General features: G+C 38.0%; 10 protein-coding genes, 2 tRNA genes and 3 rRNA genes. 7 read left to right on the top strand and 8 right to left on the bottom strand.

All coding sequences use genetic code 11. The features are described 5' to 3' along the window. The first annotated feature begins 1,106 nt into the window (after window positions 1-1,106). From BM015_RS07550 to rrf, 5 genes are all read left to right on the top strand, one after another. Window positions 1,107-2,633: ribosomal RNA gene (locus BM015_RS07550) — 16S ribosomal RNA — on the top strand. An 87-nt stretch (window positions 2,634-2,720) separates the two neighbouring features. Further along, window positions 2,721-2,794, top strand: a tRNA-Ile gene (locus BM015_RS07545). Between the two features lie 83 nt (window positions 2,795-2,877). Then, window positions 2,878-2,951 (top strand) — tRNA-Ala (locus BM015_RS07540). A gap of 202 nt (window positions 2,952-3,153) precedes the next feature. Beyond that, window positions 3,154-5,967 (top strand): 23S ribosomal RNA (locus BM015_RS07535). 150 nt (window positions 5,968-6,117) lie between these two features. Next, a 5S ribosomal RNA gene (gene rrf, locus BM015_RS07530) occupies window positions 6,118-6,229 on the top strand. The 16S, 23S and 5S rRNA genes sit together here with 2 tRNA genes alongside, the layout of an rRNA operon. Before the next feature lie 395 nt (window positions 6,230-6,624). Here rrf and BM015_RS07520 read toward each other — a convergent pair. The 7 genes from BM015_RS07520 to BM015_RS07490 all read right to left on the bottom strand — a co-directional run bounded on the left by BM015_RS07520 (window position 6,625) and on the right by BM015_RS07490 (window position 15,359). After that, the gene (locus BM015_RS07520; protein WP_090656914.1) at window positions 6,625-7,134 is read right to left on the bottom strand and encodes a hypothetical protein; all 510 of its coding nucleotides are present in this window, start codon (window positions 7,132-7,134) and stop codon (window positions 6,625-6,627) included. Between the two features lie 140 nt (window positions 7,135-7,274). Continuing rightward, complete coding sequence (locus BM015_RS07515) at window positions 7,275-8,216, bottom strand: NOC3 family protein (RefSeq protein ID WP_090656909.1); 942 nt, start codon at window positions 8,214-8,216, stop codon at window positions 7,275-7,277. 40 nt (window positions 8,217-8,256) lie between these two features. Next, complete coding sequence (locus tag BM015_RS07510) at window positions 8,257-8,817, bottom strand: transposase (protein ID WP_090656907.1); 561 nt, start codon at window positions 8,815-8,817, stop codon at window positions 8,257-8,259. 55 nt (window positions 8,818-8,872) lie between these two features. Beyond that, on the bottom strand, window positions 8,873-10,333 hold the full coding sequence (locus BM015_RS07505; protein ID WP_218148454.1) for a restriction endonuclease subunit S: 1,461 nt from the start codon (window positions 10,331-10,333) through the stop codon (window positions 8,873-8,875). Window positions 10,334-10,377: 44 nt separating this feature from the next. Beyond that, entirely contained in the window at window positions 10,378-12,507 is a 2,130-nt protein-coding gene (locus BM015_RS07500; RefSeq protein ID WP_090656905.1) for a type I restriction-modification system subunit M, read from the bottom strand. A gap of 211 nt (window positions 12,508-12,718) precedes the next feature. Continuing rightward, complete coding sequence (locus BM015_RS07495) at window positions 12,719-13,351, bottom strand: response regulator (RefSeq protein ID WP_090656899.1); 633 nt, start codon at window positions 13,349-13,351, stop codon at window positions 12,719-12,721. Beyond that, a complete protein-coding gene (locus BM015_RS07490) occupies window positions 13,341-15,359 on the bottom strand; it encodes an ATP-binding protein (protein WP_090656897.1) in 2,019 nt (672 codons plus the stop codon). Before BM015_RS07490 ends, BM015_RS07495 begins: the two co-directional genes overlap by 11 nt. 155 nt (window positions 15,360-15,514) lie before the next feature. Between BM015_RS07490 and BM015_RS07485 the strand changes: the two genes are divergently transcribed. Continuing rightward, on the top strand, window positions 15,515-16,474 hold the full coding sequence (locus tag BM015_RS07485; protein WP_143075785.1) for a TolB-like translocation protein: 960 nt from the start codon (window positions 15,515-15,517) through the stop codon (window positions 16,472-16,474). Between the two features lie 81 nt (window positions 16,475-16,555). On the opposite strand, the gene BM015_RS07480 is transcribed toward BM015_RS07485, so the two are convergent. After that, window positions 16,556-17,833, bottom strand: a complete 1,278-nt coding sequence (locus BM015_RS07480) for a M16 family metallopeptidase (protein ID WP_090656890.1) — start codon at window positions 17,831-17,833, stop codon at window positions 16,556-16,558. Window positions 17,834-17,913: 80 nt separating this feature from the next. Here BM015_RS07480 and BM015_RS07475 point away from each other — a divergent pair, with 80 nt between their 5' ends. Beyond that, entirely contained in the window at window positions 17,914-18,153 is a 240-nt protein-coding gene (locus BM015_RS07475; protein WP_090656889.1) for a hypothetical protein, read from the top strand. Window positions 18,154-18,163: the final 10 nt, after the last annotated feature.

Below are 18,163 nucleotides of genomic sequence, written 5' to 3'. Positions count from 1 at the left end.
GTGATAACACTTATTGGCCAAAGCCGGACACTTAATAGATTGAATATTGCAGGATAGCTTATAATGCTAATATTTGTATCACCTTTTTTCGACCTGCCCTCTTAAGAGAATTAAATCAAATAAAACTATTCTAAACCCTTTATAATTTAAGCCGTTTTTGTAACGGCTTTTTTATTATATCTGCACATATCCGGATTGTTTATCAATATTTCAATTGAATTTTACATTTATAATCTGTTATGCCTTTCTAAATAAATATGGTAATAGAACTATCATTATAATATTGCCTGGAGATGAGCGAATGGCGTATCTGTAATGACTGATTTTGAAGGCCGGGCAAAAGATTGAAATAAAGTTTATTCAAAATAGTAGCCTTTATTTAAAAAAACATTTTGTGTGTTACGTACACATCCCTACTTTTGCACCCCGCTTCAAAAAAGCAAGAGTTCATTGAATAGAAAACGTTAAAGGCTAAAGAAAAAAGTAAAAGAATTTGCTGGTTATTTAAACACTGCTATCTTTGCACCCCGCTTCAAAAAAAGCAAGAGTTCATTGAATAGAAAACGTTAAAGACCAAAGAAAAGGGTTAAAAGATTTGAATAGTAAATGAGAGTTGATTATCTTTGCACCCCGCTTCGAAAAAAGCTTAAGATCATTGATAGAAAAGGCGATAAATTGAAAGAAAAAAGCAAAAGAAAATTTGAATAGTAAATTAAAAGCTTTTACCTTTGCAATCCTTTGAAAATCAATCAGTTTTTTCTCATAAATCAGTAAGGGCAACAAACAAAAAAAGTTCAAAATTTTCTAATAAAATTTTGGAACGAATCAAAACGGCTCTTACTTTTGCAACCCCAATCAAAAACGGGTTAAAATAAAAGTTCTTTAAACGTAAAAATGTAAGCAGTAGCCAGGCTGCAAAATGGTTCAAATCCATAATGCATTACAATCTTTAAATTCCGTAAGGAGTTAAGGTTAAGATCTTTGAAAAGATGGAAAGTAACAGTACTAATAAATAGCAATGTTTATTGGTAAGGTAACAGCGTAACAACAAATTATATCCGACGTTAATTTTCTGAAGAGAATTTAATAGTCAGATCAAATCTTTTACAATGGAGAGTTTGATCCTGGCTCAGGATGAACGCTAGCGGCAGGCTTAATACATGCAAGTCGAGGGGCAGCATGGGTAGCAATACTTGATGGCGACCGGCAAACGGGTGCGGAACACGTACAGAACCTTCCTTCGAGCGGGGAATAGCCCGGAGAAATCCGGATTAATACCCCATAGTAAATTAGAAAGGCATCTTTTTAATTTTAAAGATTTATCACTTGAAGATGGCTGTGCGCCTGATTAGGTAGTTGGCGGGGTAACGGCCCACCAAGCCTTCGATCAGTAACTGGCGTGAGAGCGCGACCAGTCACACGGGCACTGAGACACGGGCCCGACTCCTACGGGAGGCAGCAGTAAGGAATATTGGTCAATGGACGCAAGTCTGAACCAGCCATGCCGCGTGGAGGATGAAGGTCCTCTGGATTGTAAACTTCTTTTATTTGGGACGAAAAAAGATCTTTCTAGATCGTCTGACGGTACCAGATGAATAAGCACCGGCTAACTCCGTGCCAGCAGCCGCGGTAATACGGAGGGTGCAAGCGTTATCCGGATTTACTGGGTTTAAAGGGTGCGCAGGCGGATATGTAAGTCAGTGGTGAAATCTTTAGGCTTAACCTGAAAATTGCCGTTGATACTATATATCTTGAATGCTGTGGAGGTAAGCGGAATATGTCATGTAGCGGTGAAATGCTTAGATATGACATAGAACACCTATTGCGAAGGCAGCTTACTACGCAGATATTGACGCTCATGCACGAAAGCGTGGGGATCAAACAGGATTAGATACCCTGGTAGTCCACGCCCTAAACGATGATTACTCGACATACGCGATACACTGTGTGTGTCTGAGCGAAAGCATTAAGTAATCCACCTGGGAAGTACGACCGCAAGGTTGAAACTCAAAGGAATTGGCGGGGGTCCGCACAAGCGGTGGAGCATGTGGTTTAATTCGATGATACGCGAGGAACCTTACCTGGGCTAGAATGCGGTTTGACCGCCGGTGAAAGCCGGTTTTGTAGCAATACACAGATCGTAAGGTGCTGCATGGCTGTCGTCAGCTCGTGCCGTGAGGTGTTGGGTTAAGTCCCGCAACGAGCGCAACCCCTATCATTAGTTGCCATCAGGTAATGCTGGGAACTCTAATGAAACTGCCGCCGTAAGGCGTGAGGAAGGAGGGGATGATGTCAAGTCATCATGGCCTTTATGCCCAGGGCTACACACGTGCTACAATGGTAACTACAAAGGGCTGCCACTTGGCAACAAGGAGCTAATCCCAAAAAAGTTATCTCAGTTCAGATTGCAGGCTGCAACTCGCCTGCATGAAGCTGGAATCGCTAGTAATCGTATATCAGCAATGATACGGTGAATACGTTCCCGGACCTTGCACACACCGCCCGTCAAGCCATGGGAGCCGGGTGTACCTAAAGTCGGTAACCGCAAGGAGCTGCCTAGGGTAAAATCGGTGACTGGGGCTAAGTCGTAACAAGGTAGCCGTACCGGAAGGTGCGGCTGGAATACCTCCTTTTTAGAGCTCGCTTTACCTGCTCTGTTACTTTCATCTTTTTCAATGTTTCTTATAAGATCTTTTTATAAATTATCCCGATCCAGATTCAGACCCGTAGCTCAGTTGGTTAGAGCGCTACACTGATAATGTAGAGGTCACCAGTTCAACTCTGGTCGGGTCTACTAAATCATAGCTGTGAGCTGTGAGCTGTGAGCTATGAGCTTTGCTCGAAGCTCGAAGCTAAATGCTCGGTGCTAAAAAAGCCGGGGGATTAGCTCAGCTGGCTAGAGCACTAGCTTTGCAAGCTAGGGGTCATCGGTTCGAATCCGATATCCTCCACAAATAAGTTCTTTATAATTAAGATGTAACCGTAAAGGCGGTTAAGCGGTTCAAAGCCACTTACATCACAGGATCAGGTTAATCTGAATTATCAGATAAATCCAGGTCAGAGTTCTTTGACATATTGGGAAAGCAATCTCACAAAAAGAGAGTAACTAAAAATCAATAATAGTGGTGGTAACATCACTACAATTTCAAAATTTTTAAAGCTAATAAGGGCACATGGTGGATGCCTTGGGTCTGAGAGGCGATGAAGGACGTGGTAAGCTGCGATAAGCTAAGGGGAGCTGCACACAAGCGTTACATCCTTAGATTTCCGAATGGGACAACCTGATATACTGAAGGTATATCACTCGAAAGAGAGCCAACCCGCTGAACTGAAACATCTAAGTAGGCGGAGGAAAAGAAAATAAACTAATGATTCCCTAAGTAGTGGCGAGCGAACAGGGAAGAGCCTAAACTTAACCGGCGTGCCGGTTAAGGGTTGTAGGACTGCATTTAGAAATCATCATCAAGCTGAATTTTCTGGAAAGTTAAGTCATAGAGCGTGATAACCGCGTAGGCGTAAATTGATGAGGACGAGCAGTATCCTGAGTAGTGCGGAACCGGAGGAATTCTGCATGAATCTGCCAGCACCATCTGGTAAGGCTAAATACTCCTCAGACACCGATAGTGAACCAGTACCGTAAGGGAAAGGTGAAAAGCACCCTAAATAAGGGAGTGAAATAGTACCTGAAACCGTGTGCCTACAAGCGGTCGGAGTCCTGCAGCAATGTACGGATGACGGCGTGCCTTTTGCATAATGAACCTACGAGTTGCTCCTCACTGGCAAGGTTAAGTTCTTAAATAACGGAGCCGTAGCGAAAGCGAGTCCAAACAGGGCGCTTAGTCAGTGGGGGCAGACGCGAAACTTTGTGATCTATCCATGGGCAGGTTGAAGGTGGAGTAACATCTACTGGAGGACCGAACCCGTTAACGTTGAAAAGTTCTGGGATGACCTGTGGATAGGGGTGAAAGGCCAATCAAACTGAGAGATAGCTCGTTCTCCCCGAAATGTTTTTAGGAACAGCCTCGGATTATCCGTAAGGATTTAGAAGTATGATAGAGGTAGAGCTACTGATTGGGCTAGGGGGCTTCACCGCCTACCAAACCCTGACAAACTCCGAATACTATCATATATCTCCGGGAGTGAGGCTGCGGGCGCTAAGGTCCGTGGCCGAGAGGGAAATAACCCAGATTAGCAACTAAGGTCCCTAATACATGGTTAAGTTAATCAAACGAGGTGAGACTTCTATAACAGCCAGGATGTTTGCTTGGAAGCAGCAATTCATTTAAAGAGTGCGTAACAGCTCACTGGTCGAGAGGTCTTGCACGGAAAATGATCGGGTATCAAACCATGAACCGAAGTTCTAAGATTGATTTATCAATCGGTAGGGGAGCATTGAAATCTGCATTGAAGGCGTATGGCGATGTATGCTGGAGCGATTTCAAAAGAAAATGTAGGTATAAGTAACGATAAATGGAGTGAAAAACTCCATCGCCGAAAGTCTAAGGGTTCCTGATCAACGTTAATCGGATCAGGGTTAGTCTGGTCCTTAGGAAAACCCGAAAGGGGCATCTGATGGAAAGCTGGTTAATATTCCAGCACCTGCTATACATTAAAAGTGACGGAGCATGCTAGCCACATAAGCTGACGGAATAGCTGAGCGGATCCTTCGGGTGAGGCGTAGTGGTAAAAGTGCTTCCAAGAAAAGCGAGTATAGCGGCCAGTACCGCAAACCGACACAGGTAGACGGGATGAATATTCTAAGGCGCTCGGGTGAGCCGTGGAGAAGGAACTAGGCAAATTAACGCTGTAACTTCGGGATAAAGCGTACCGCAGCGATGCGGTCACAGTAAAATGGTTCAACCAACTGTTTAACAAAAACACAGGGCCCTGCAAAATCGAAAGATGACGTATAGAGCCTGAAACCTGCCCGGTGCCGGAAGGTTAAGGAAGGGTGTTCGTAGCAATACAAAGCTCCTGACTGAAGCCCCGGTAAACGGCGGCCGTAACTATAACGGTCCTAAGGTAGCGAAATTCCTTGTCGGGTAAGTTCCGACCTGCACGAATGGTCTAATGAGTTGAACACTGTCTCCTCCACGAGCCCGGTGAAATTGTAGTATCGGTGAAGATGCCGGTTACCCGCCACGGGACGGAAAGACCCCGTGAACCTTCACTACAACTTTGCATTGATTTTGAGCAACCGATGTGTAGGATAGTTGGGAGACTTCGAAGCAGTGTCGCCAGGCATTGTGGAGTCAACGTTGAAATACCAACCTTCGTTTGCTTAGAACCTAACCCATTTATTGGGGACATTGCATGGTGGGTAGTTTGACTGGGGTGGTCGCCTCCTAAAAAGTAACGGAGGCTTGCAAAGGTACCCTCAGTACGGTTGGTAATCGTACATAGAGCGCATTAGTATAAGGGTGCTTGACTGTGAGGCATACAGGCCGAGCAGGTGCGAAAGCAGGCTAAAGTGATCCGGTGGTTCTGCATGGAAGGGCCATCGCTCAAAGGATAAAAGGTACTCCGGGGATAACAGGCTGATCTTACCCAAGAGCTCATATCGACGGTAAGGTTTGGCACCTCGATGTCGGTTCGTCACATCCTGGGGCTGGAGAAGGTCCCAAGGGTTCGGCTGTTCGCCGATTAAAGTGGCACGTGAACTGGGTTCAGAACGTCGCAAGACAGTTCGGTCCCTATCTGTGGTGGGCGCTAGTAAATTGAGAGGACGTGACCTTAGTACGAGAGGACCGGGTCGCATGTACCGCTGGTGTATCTGTTGTGCCGCCAGGTGCAATGCAGAGTAGCTATGTACAGTCAGGATAAACGCTGAAAGCATCTAAGCGTGAAACCTTCCTCAAGATGAGTTTACTTTTAAGGGTCGTTATAGACGATAACGTTGATAGGCTACAGGTCTAAAGTTAGCAATAACAAAGCCGAGTAGTACTAATTGCCCGTAAGCTTTAATTTTATTTTTTTGGTTTTTCCGAAAAATATTTAGTTCTCCAGTGATGAAAGCTTTTCCAATATGACATTATTCAGTTGATAAGTTGCTTAGTTGAATAGTTGATCAGGACTTACCAATCAGCAAATCAATTTCACAGCTAATCACTACCTTTTTATGGTGGTTTTGCCGAGGGTGTTCACCTCTTCCCATACCGAACAGAGAAGTTAAGCCCCTCATGGCCGATGGTACTGCACAGAAATGCGGGAGAGTAGGTAGCTGCCGTATTTATTAAAAAGCCTTTCAGGAAACTGAGAGGCTTTTTTGTTTTTGTCCATTTTCCTACTGCAAGGTCTTATTCTCAATTTTGCACATAGTTTTTTGGTTCTTACAACCTATAAAGTAATTGCCGTTTAAAATTTCATCGCCGCTTCTTCGCTTTCTTCTATTGCTTTTTCTACAACAAGTTTTGCGGTTTATTGAATTGTTCATGCAATAGGAATTAATTTAAATCTTGGAAATTATCCAGTATCATCACATTATAATAATCCGGCTTGTTTTCAGGAAAATCAAAAAAAGGCAAGTTGCTGAACTCAACGAAAATAAATTCTTTTTTACCCCAAGTTATAAAATCATCAAATATCCGGTTCTGTTCTATGTGTTCAATAAATTCATCGTGGTAGTCAGAACAAAAAAGTAAGCATTTGTGTCGCTCCAAATTTTTTCATTTCAGCAGGTGCCCTTTTTCTGTATTCTAAAATGTAAGGTCCATTCATAATGCCAACTTGCAAATGCAAATTTTGTTGTTTGTATTCTTCAAGAGAATGCAAACCATATTTACGTATAAGCCTGCACATGTCTGCAGTATCATTCCATCTTCCCAAATAAATGTCAGGCAAATCATCCATTACAAAATGATTTATGCAAAAAACTTCAGTCCAATGTTCTTTTGTTTTATTGTGAAATTCAAGCAGCGTTTTTTTGTCAATATAATCTTGCAGCGTTTGCGAGTTATCTGTAGGTATGGTTAAACCGAGGTAATCATCAGGCACTTCTTTTACGCATTTTCCATTTGCATCATATATATCGTTAAATACAGGCAGCCCTGTTCTTTTGCTTAACTCCGCAGTTAATTCATTTGCCGTAGTAAATTTTATGTTGTGATTAAAAATATGTGCATTGTCAATTCCCATGCTTAATTATTTTTTATAAACTCCATCGCCGCTCCTTCACTTTCTTCTATTGCTTTTTCTACAGCAAGCTTTGCTGTTTGTAATAATTGCTGGCTTTTTTAAAACTTTACTCGACCCCCTCATAGCAATAAGAACGAAAATCATTTATAAGCATCCGATGTGTTATTTATCCGGTTAATAATATCAATCGCTGCGCCCACACTTGTTAATTCGTATGCATCATTAACAAACAAGGAAACGTAAGCTTCGTAATGGCTTAAAAACCTTTTTCGGAAATCTTTATCCTTAAATAAATAATGCAGGTAATCCTCCCTTTTTTTTACCATCAGCATTTCAAGATAAGGGCGGATGTAATCTTCCAGGTAATCCCACAGTGGGGGATGGAAAATATATAACACATCAACAGCTGCTGCATCATCAATTCTATCATTCCATGCATATACCATCGCAACAATATTATAGCCCATCATTCTTCGTGCTAACTGCTGCAGAGGTTCTGCACTATTTTCAGTAATGGCAATATGCTGCTTATCTAAAAAAGCTTCACCGGTTTGTGCATATTGCAGCGCTTCTTCTTTTTGTATTCCTTTTTGTAAAAGGTCATAAGCTTTTAAAAGTGCGGCTTCTTCTTCACTTTCCGGTGGCTTTGTTTGTATAGCAAGTATTTCGGGCTTTGGCTTTTGCGGCTGCATTTTGCCATAATATGCCAAAGGGTAATTGAAATAATGCTGTGCCTCATCTGTCCAGTCGTAACGTAATTCTATAAATTCACGGCCTTTCGAATCTTCTGTTATCGTTGCCCATTTGGCGTAATACAAATATTCTGTGAGCTTATAGTTGTGTAATAAAATATAATCATTGCCCGGAAAGCAATATTCTTTTTGTTTCAATTTTTTGGAAAGATGGTCAGGCGGAATTTGTTGTAATGATGCGGGCAACTGACTGCGACGCACTGTTACAAAATCCAGTTCGTGATTAGGATTCCAGCCTGGTGTAAGATAATGATGAATAAGCGTATAAATATTAGCGTTGCGGCTTTGCGCTACAAAATGGCTGTACCAGTTTTCATTCGGCGATGACATAAAATAATTAGCGTTACAAACCTGTGAGGTTTGAAAAACCTCACAGGTTTAATGGAAAGTTGTCTGACAGATTTTTATTAGTTAAATGAAGATGAACAAACCCTTTTTTATTACCAAACCACTCAAATACTTTTTGTCTGTTTAATAGGGTTGGCTTTTCACTTAACAAACTTTGATAAGATGAATGTGTGTATTCCGTAAAATCTTTTGTTAGTCCATGCTTTTGCGGATTAGCATGGATGTAAAAAATAATAGTGGTATAATAGCTTTCATCTGTAATTTTTTTTCTTCCAAATCTTTCCTGAAATAAACTGCCTGTTCGCTGATAAACTTTATTAATGGTTTTAGTATAAGCATTGAACATATTGCTAAATGCCTGCGACAATATTTTCGCATCAGCATTTTCTTTTGTGTATAAAAGAAAATGAAAGTGGTTAGGAAGTAATGTATAACAATAAGTATCTGCAACAGCTACAATATATTTTTTCCATAGCTGTAAAAAATAAGCGTAATTTTTTTCTTCTTTAAAAATATTTTCTTTGTTATTGCCCCGGTTATAAATATGATAAAAGTTGCCGGGTTGTAAAGGTTCTTTATACATAATACAGCAAGCTTAGTTGAATAAAATTACTTAAACCTGTGAGGTTTCTGAAACCTCACAGGTTTAAAAACTTCATCGCTGCTTCTTCACTTTCTTCAATTGCTTTTTCTACAGCAAGTTTGGCTGTTTGTAATAATTGCTGACTTTGTTTTTTTAATGCAAATGATTGCTGAACAAGTTGTGCGATTTGTTGTTGCTTTTCTAAATCAATAACAGGTATTAAAACGTTTTCAATTTCTTTCAAACGCCAATGCTGAATAATACTTCCGCCTGCATCTCGTTCTGCCTGCAATTGTGTAAGCGTTGAATTTAAAACTAACGTTAGATAATCAGGTAAAACTTTTTTATGATTTATAGCTAAAACCTGTGAGGTTTCAAAAACCTCACAGGTTTGCTCCTTTATTGTTAAATGCAAAATGGCACCTGATGTTACCGCCTGCATATCTTCTTCCATTTTATATGCAATGCCAACACTGCCGTCTTTGCTTAAAAGAATTGTGTCTTTTTTAAGAAATAAATTTTCTAATTCTTTTATTGGTGAAAGATGAATTTCTGTTTCGGTTAAACCAAACTTTGATAAATCTGCCACTCTTATAAAAGGAATGCCTTCATCCATATAAGCAGCAGAGCCCGGCTCTATTGATTTCTTAATTTTTACGAGGTCGTTTAGTTTATAAAACCTGTGAGGTTTTGAAAACCTCACAGGTTGCTTAATCTTTTCAATAACCTCATCAAATTTCGGTTGGTAATATTCTGCATCTAACCTGCCGCTTTGTAAAAAAGAATTTGCAAAACTTTTTATTTCTGTATTGGCTTGTGTTGGTTGCCAGTTTTGCAAACCAAGTTCGGAGAGAAGAATTGTTTCGGCTTGTTGATAAAGTGATTCACTTTTTAGTAATATTATTCTACTTGATTTATGTAAATCAAAAATCGCTTTATAAAATTTTTCAGAAAATGAAGGAACTATTAGCTTTTTAAGATTAGGATAATTTACAAGAAACCAAATATTTCCTACAGCCATTCTATATATCTGGCTATTTCCATACTTACAATTAATAAATGAAGAAAGATAAGGTGATGTTGATTTTTTATTTGGTACGACTTTGACGAGGTTTTGATTAATTGTTGCTTTTGGAAAATCTGAAGGTATAACAACTGATTCACCTACTATACTACCAATTGTAGTTATTAGAACATCACCTTCATTAAGCTCAGCACGTTTTGTTTCATTACTTTCTTCTTGAGAAATAAATCGTTTGTCATTTAAATCAATAAAATCAGATTTAATGTTTGTATTTCTAAGGAATAAAACGCCGTCATCTTTAAAATCTACACCACCATGCTTACCATCAGTTATAAAATCTATGATGTCAATTAAATTATCTGTATTTAATTGGTGTAATTTTTTTTCTGTTTCTAAATATATTTTTTTAAAGAATTCGGAATCTAATCTTTTAAAATCGTTATTATATAACACCTCACTCAACTTTATTTCCACCGCTTCAAGCCCATCCATCAATCGTTTGTATTTGTCTGCATCAAACGGCTCAACAGATGGGCTTATAGAAAAAAACTTAATCGCTCTTTTTTTGCAAATTCTATAAATGCTTCGGCAATGCCGTCTTGTGTTAAACCTTCATGGTTAAACAAATCATGGTCAACAATTAAATGCCCGTTCTCATCTAACAAATAATCGCTTTGCGGTAATTTGTTATAATGTTCTTCAGGCTCCTGCAATTCTAATTCACCCTGCTTTAATAAATCTTTTACTGTTTCACCTTCTTTTGTTTCAGCGCCAAACAAATTGGCTTTCGGGTTCTTTACAAATATTTTTTCACCGCTGTTGTCTTTACCCGGCTTGCGCATGGTAGCAAAGAAAATATTGTAATCATCCGCATGCGGGCAAAGTGGTCCGGCATCCGCATCATCATTCCATTTCTGCACAAATAACACAGAAGTTTTTGTACCGGTATGCGGTTTAAATGTGTTGCCATGCAGACCCACCACCGCAAGAATGCGGCAATGCGCTGCAATAAAATCGCGAATGTATTTATCGCTTGCATTATTAAATCTTCCCTGCGGCAACACAATCGCCATTCTGCCGCCGGGTTTTAAAAAATCAAGGTTGCGTTCAATAAATAAAATATCCCTGCCCACTGCATTTTGCCACTTGCCATTTTCTTTTTTGCCTAAATCATATTTTGCCAAAATGCGGCTTTCTTTTATATCGCCTGCAAACGGCGGATTTGCCATCAGCACATCAAACTGAAAATTTTTGTAATTATCTTTTTCTGCGGCAAGCCGTTTAAATTTTTTCCAGCCATTATAATAAGTGTCTTTCCATCTTTCTTCATTTACGGTTTCATTCCAGCGTTCATAATCCAGTGTATTCAAATGCAGCACATTTGTTTGTCCGTCGCCTGCAATTAAATTTAATGTACGTGCCACACGAACAGATTTTTCATCAAAGTCAATTGCAAAAACTTTTTCCTGCACATAATCCAGTTCACGCGGAAGTTTTTGCTCTGCTGTAAACAAATGACCCGGCGGTAAATTCAATTCTTTATGAATTTTTTTCCAAACATGAAAAATGCCATGCACTGTAAAACCTGCGCTGCCCGCTGCCGTATCAATTAAATATTCATGCTCTTTCGGGTCGAGCATTTTCACACACATATCAATTACATATCGCGGCGTAAAGTATTGACCTTTTTCTCCTTTGCTGCTTTTGTTGATGAGATATTCAAAAGCTTCATCAACCACTTCAAGATTCGAGTTAAATAGTTTTATGTTTTGAAGTGAAGCCACGCAAACAGGCAGGTGAGAAAGCGAAAGCATGATTTGTGCATCATCAGAAAAAACACCTTCCCATTGTTTCTTTGCTTTATCAAAAAGCAACTGAATTTTTTGTTTGAGTTCTGTTTCTGTTTGTCCCGTATTTCTAAACTCTAAATATCTCGAACGGTTTCTTACAGATGCAAGCTCATCATATAATTTAATAAACACGAGTTTGAAAACTTCTTCAAACACATCAACACCTGCATTTGCCAAAACCTCATCTTCCATTTCCAAAATCAAATCTTTCAGCGATTTTTTTTCATTAACGAGTTTATCTTTTTTAATTAAGTCATCAATAGAAAAACGCTCATTCAAAATATCACTGAGCTTTTGCGTTGCAGAAGGAATATCTGTTATGTCTTCAAAATAATTCGGGTCTCTGCGATGATAAAAAGAAATAGAATCACCATTACTCCAAACACCCATCGGCGCTCCGGTTGCATTGCAATAACTGCGCAATTGTTCTTTACCATCTTTTAGTTTGGGTTTTTTTATTTCAACAATAATGTAAGGAACATTGGGGCGATCTTTATCAAACACAACAATATCGGCACGCTTTACTTCTCTGCCAAAGTTTACAGGATATTCAAGCGCCATGCGTTTTACAGGATAATCATACCGCTTCATCAACTTACGAATGAATAATTGACGAACAATTTCTTCAGGCGTTAACCGAATTTCTTTTTCACGCACAATGCATTTTATGTATGGAACAGATTTGTTTTTTGTTTCTCTGAAAACAACCAATTTATTGAAGGCTTCAATTTCATCATCTTCAAATTGGGTGAGTTTGTAATTGGAATCTTTTAAAATATCGCTGATATGTGGCTGGAAAAGAGTTACAGAATTCATATAATTATTTTGGCGTAATGCAATGGCGCAATATAATTATATACTGAAATTATTGAACGTTTTCTAACATTACTTGTTTATTAGAAACAAGTAATTCATATTCCACCCCCACCTTCACCACATAATTTTTCTTCACATGCCCAACCGGAAAATCAAAACAACCGGCATGATTCTCATGGTTGGTGAAACAATATAAAATTCCTCATAAATTTTAAATCATTTTCAGCTCTACTGCAATATGAATTAATGCAGGCGCATTATTTACTTCAAATTTTTGCATTAAATTTCTTCTGTGTGTTTCAACGGTTAGCGGGCTTATAAAAAGTTTCTCTGCAATTTGTGCTGTCGTTAAGCCTTGAGCAATGCATTGCAATATTTCTTTTTCGCGGCGGGTAATGTGCGGCGCTTCAGCAATTTCATTATTTGCAGTGGCTAAAATTTTTTGAACTTCATCATTCAATATTAATTTACCATCCATTGCATCTTTAATGGCTTGTATTAATTCTTTTGAAGACGCATTTTTTAATACATAACCAGATGCGCCGTTTTGTAAAATCTTTGCAATGATCAGCCTTTCATTATGATTGCTTAATGCAATTATTTTTATACCATGATATAATTGCTTAATGGTTTTGCAAAGTTCAATACCATTTATGTCGGGCAGGTTAATGTCGAGTAAAATAAGGTCGGCAGAATTTTCTTTTAGAAAATTCAGCGCGTCTTCTGCATTAATAAAAGAGCCTAAAACTTCAATTTCTGAATGTTGTTGTAAAATATGCTGTATGCCTTCATGCACCAACGGGTGATCATCAAGAATTATTATTTCAATTTTTTTACTGTACATCAACTTCAATGTTTATAGTAGTGCCAATATTATTGTCAGACTGGATTTCCATTTTCCCTTTTAAATAATTTACCCTGTTCTCAACATTCAGCAAACCCATGCTCTTCGATTTTTTCTTTGCTACATCAAAACCTTTACCATTATCTTCAACTGTTATCTGCATTATGTTTTCCTGTTGCATACATTGAACCAAAACTTTTTCCGCGTCAGCATATTTTACAGCGTTGGCTGTTAGCTCCTGAACAATCCTGTAGATCATAATCTGGTTTTGTTGCGAAATTTCATTGCTCAAGCCATAAGCCTGGAAGACAACTTTTGTTTTGTTATTCGAAATATTTTCACATAAATCTTTTAAAGCAGCTTCAATTCCAAAACGCAATAATGTTTCGGGCATTAAATTTCTTGCGATCCTGCGCAGCTCATCCACTGAATGATCCAGTTGGTTAATTACCTTGTATAACTCCATATCCGAAGGTTTTTGGTGTGTGTTTTCTGCGATATTTGACAGGCCGATTTTTACACCTGCAAGCATGCCGCCGAGGCCATCATGCAAATCCTGCGCAAGCCGTTTGCGCTCTGCTTCCTGGCCTTTAAGCATAGCATTATAAACCTGCAATTGCTGCAGCTGTTCCATTTGTTTTATTTTTTGCAGGCTGGCTTCTTCCTTAAGTTTTGCATTGCGTTGTTTGTTTTTGTAAGACAAATACAACAACAATAAAAGCAGGAATAAAATAACAATACTGCTCAATAATATGTAATTGATAAAACGATTGTGCTCCAATGCAGCTATTTGTTGTTTTCCTTTACTTTCAAGTGTAAGAATCTGTTTTTCTTTTTTTTCAGATTGATATTTTGTTTCCAGCTCTGCAATTTGTGCATTGGTATTAGTTATAAAAAAGCTATCGCTTAAAATTGAATATTGTAAAAGCCAATTATAAGCGCCATGCAAATTGCCCAGCAATGAATCTGTTTTAGCCAGCGAAAGCAATATCAAACGCCTGTTACCGGTTAATTGTATTTGTTTATTTAATTCATCGGCCTGCAACAAGGCCTGCTTCGCTTTTGCGTATTGTTTTATGCCAGTATATGCAATATATCTTTGAAAGAGGAGCGATGCTTCTTCGTAGGTTAGTTTATTTTCTTTTGCGATAAGCAAACCCTTATCAATTTGAATAATGGCACTGTCGTATTTCTTTACATTATTATAATACATACCCGAGATAGTATAATAAGTAGCGAAATATGGTGATTGATTATTTGAAGAAAGTACTGTATAGGCGCTATCAAGATATATTCTTGCTTTATCGTATTGAGCAGTTGCCAGGTAAGCCTTCGCTGTGTTGGTATAACAATCGGCGAGTTCTCCATACTTATTTCCATATCTTCTTAAAATATTCAAAGCATTATTGTAATATTCAATTGCTTTATCATGCTGTTGTTTGTTCATAAAAACAGCAGCAGCATCCATAAAGTTTAATGCAGTTCGCAAAGTGTCTTTTGCTTTTTGTGAAAATGGAATTGCCTTGTTTAATAAAATGTCGAGGTAATATTTTTCATTATCTTTTTTTTGTTCAAGCACACCGTAATTATGCCAAAGCCTTGCCCTGTACTGAAACGCTTTTTCTGTAGAAAAATCTTTAAGCAATGCTTCTGCCAGCATGTATTCCTGCTGGCTTTTGGAAATATTATAATCGAAGTAAATGCCCGCCGCATAGAAATGTGCAAGTGCAGTGTAATATTTATTATTCCTGCTTAATTGTACAGCTTTATCAATGTATTGCATTGCCTTGGCTGTATCTCTGTATGACCAGTAATCTGCAAGCTGAAAAAGAATGTCAGCTTTTGCTGTATCTGCTTTTTCAGCCAGTAAAAGTTTTTGCAGACTATCTGCAAACGATTTTTCATCAACCGGGTGTTGAGATGAAGACCTGCTTGCAAATAAACAAGCTATCAAGGTGAAGAATATATAAACACCTTTTTTTATACTAATAAAAATGGCTTTTAGCATGATTGTAAAATAATTCAAAAATATTCCTGCATCGGCTATAAATATTTGGTTTTGAAAAAATACTGGTAAACCAGTAGATGAAAATTAATGTGTATCAGGGATTGTACAGGCTTTACAATTATGCTCTCTTTGTTATTGGTTAAAATAAAATGAATATGATGAATAGAATACAATCAGGTACGATCATATTAATACTAAGTATGGTTATTTTTTCATGCAGCAAAAACACAGATAACCCACAAGGAGGTGATCCGGATAACCCCGCATCTTTTTCAGGCGCAATTTATTATGAACAGGCAGATAATGGCATAATAAAGCTTGATATGTCAACAAGTATGAAAGGCGTTTTGTTTCCTCCTGATATTTATCGTTACTCGTGGGATTTAAGCCGTGATAGCAAAAGAATGCTTACAACTTCCCAGGCTGATGATCATGATTATGATGCCAATGTATATACGTATATAAATGTGGCTGATGGAACCATTATCAAACAATTCAAATATTATCCCACAGAAGGAGATATAACATCAGCTTTACTTTCTTTTGATGAAAAATTTATTGCAGTAAAACCCACTTATGATGACGGTATAGTAATAATGGATATAAACGGGAAATTATTATACGTGCTGGATGCTGTTAATGGAATAAAGATCAGGGATGAAGATATATGCTGGATGCCTGACAATACAATATTGTTCAGAGTTAAAAATAAACTCTACCGGACAAGCTCAGATTTTAAACAGGCCGATTTAATAAAAGAGATGCCCTTTAACGACTGGCGTAGTTTTGTAACCAATGCAGATGGTTCTAAAATTTCTTTTTATGCAAGCAATCACATCTGGCTTATGAATGCAGATGGAAGCAACATGGTTCAGGTTACGGAGAGTTCCGGCGTAGAGGCTGCGCCTGAGTTTTCGCCCGATGGTAAATTCCTGGTAATTGGAAATGATTACCATGTTACCGGGCCGTTTGGCCATCTGTCTTATTTATTTATTATTCCGGCCGATGGAAAAAAATATAATGTGGATGAAGGTAAAGATAACAGGGTAACGCCTGTAATAGCCAGGCAGGAAAAAGACCCGGAAATTTGTGGCGGCAATAAATTGTGGCGTTAAATAAATGAGTGATGCTCATCTTTAGATAAATTATTATAAATGCTGTTTTATTGCCCTGGTGTAATCAAAATTCAGCATTGCTTAAATAACAGTGAGCTTATAAAACAATTCCGGCTGCAAATATTTTATTGCAAGTTCCTGAAGTTCTTCAGAGCTAATATTTTTTATGGTATGAATACTCTTGTTAAAATAATCCTCGGTAAGATTATTTATGATATAAGTTTTCCATCTTGATATTATTTGAAAAGGCCCGTCTAAATCTCCGAGAATGCTTCCAATCATATAGTTGCGCACAAGATGCAATTCTTCTTCACCAACAGGTTCCTCTCTAAGGCGCTTCATTTCTTTAAACACTTCTTTCACAGTAGCTTCACAAACATCGCGGCCGGCTTCAGTTGAAATCATCCAGGCGCTTTCATGAATATGGTTTTGCAGGTAACTATGAATGCCATAAGTATATCCTTTGTCTTCACGAATATTGCTCATAAGCCTTGAACCAAAATATCCGCCGAAAATATTATTTAATACCTGCACTTTTATGAAATCAGGATGGTGGCGGTTATAAAAATTTCTTGCTATACGTATAGCGCCCTGCAGTCCATTTTCATCATTAACAATAAAATGCTGTTTATTTTTTTCAGGATTACTGTTATAATTAATAACTGAAGGTTCATTATTGCAAAGCAAAGAACCAAAGTTTTTGTTCAATAATGTTTCAATATTATCGGGAAGATTGCCTGCAATAAACAGGATGCATTTGCCATTCACATAATGCTTATCATAAAAATGAATAAGATCATTGCGTTCAAGCTTGTCATAATCACTTATTGATGCATATTTTCCATAAGGATGAGAAAATCCAAACAGGTATTCATCTATTAACCTGTTAGCTACAAAATCGCATTTTTTAAGGTTTACTTCAAGGCTTTGCTTTTGATTTTGTTTGTATATGGCAAGTTCCTGTTCGGGGAAAATACTTTCTGTAAAAAGCTCATTCACTACAGGTAAAAGCTCCGGTAGATGTTTGCTTAAACTGTGCAGTTTTACAGATGCAGTTTCATTATAACAACTACGGTTTAAATACGCGCCATAAAATTCAAAATGTTCATTTATTTCAAAGGCTGTTTTATTTTTTGTGCCGTTTTTAAGCAAATAATTTACGCAGGCAGCCGTCATATTATTTTGTTCGTAAGCATTGCCTGCATAAAAAACCCATTCTGCAAAAGCAACTTCCTGCTCTGGTGCACGCAAAGCATAAACATCTATACCATTATCAAGTGTAAAATGTTCAAGCTGCTTTAAGTGAAGATTAAAATCTGTTGCATCTACTATACCAGGTTGCTCCTTTCTGTTCAGCATAAACTATTTTTAAGGAGGGCAAATGTACTTCAATACGTGGTTATAATTTTGTTTTCTTATTTTGTATATATCTTGAAAAAATGGAACCCGGAATAAAAGAATTTTTTAAACGTTTAGCCACAAGTATTGCCATATTTATTTTGTGGGTAGCAATCAATATGACGATTGGCATTAAATATAAATACGCGCTTTTCAGCGATCACATAGGCATAGGAAATATTATATTTTATGTATGGCTTATTTTAAGTTTTATCGCACTTGTTATTTTCTATATAAAGCTTTGGAAAAAACCTATTGAAAACCTGCACGACGATCCATGAAAATCAATGG

This window comes from Parafilimonas terrae, from assembly GCF_900115755.1.
GTDB classification, from domain to species: Bacteria; Bacteroidota; Bacteroidia; order Chitinophagales; family Chitinophagaceae; genus Parafilimonas; species Parafilimonas terrae.
This window is presented reverse-complemented; position numbering and strand designations above follow the sequence as displayed.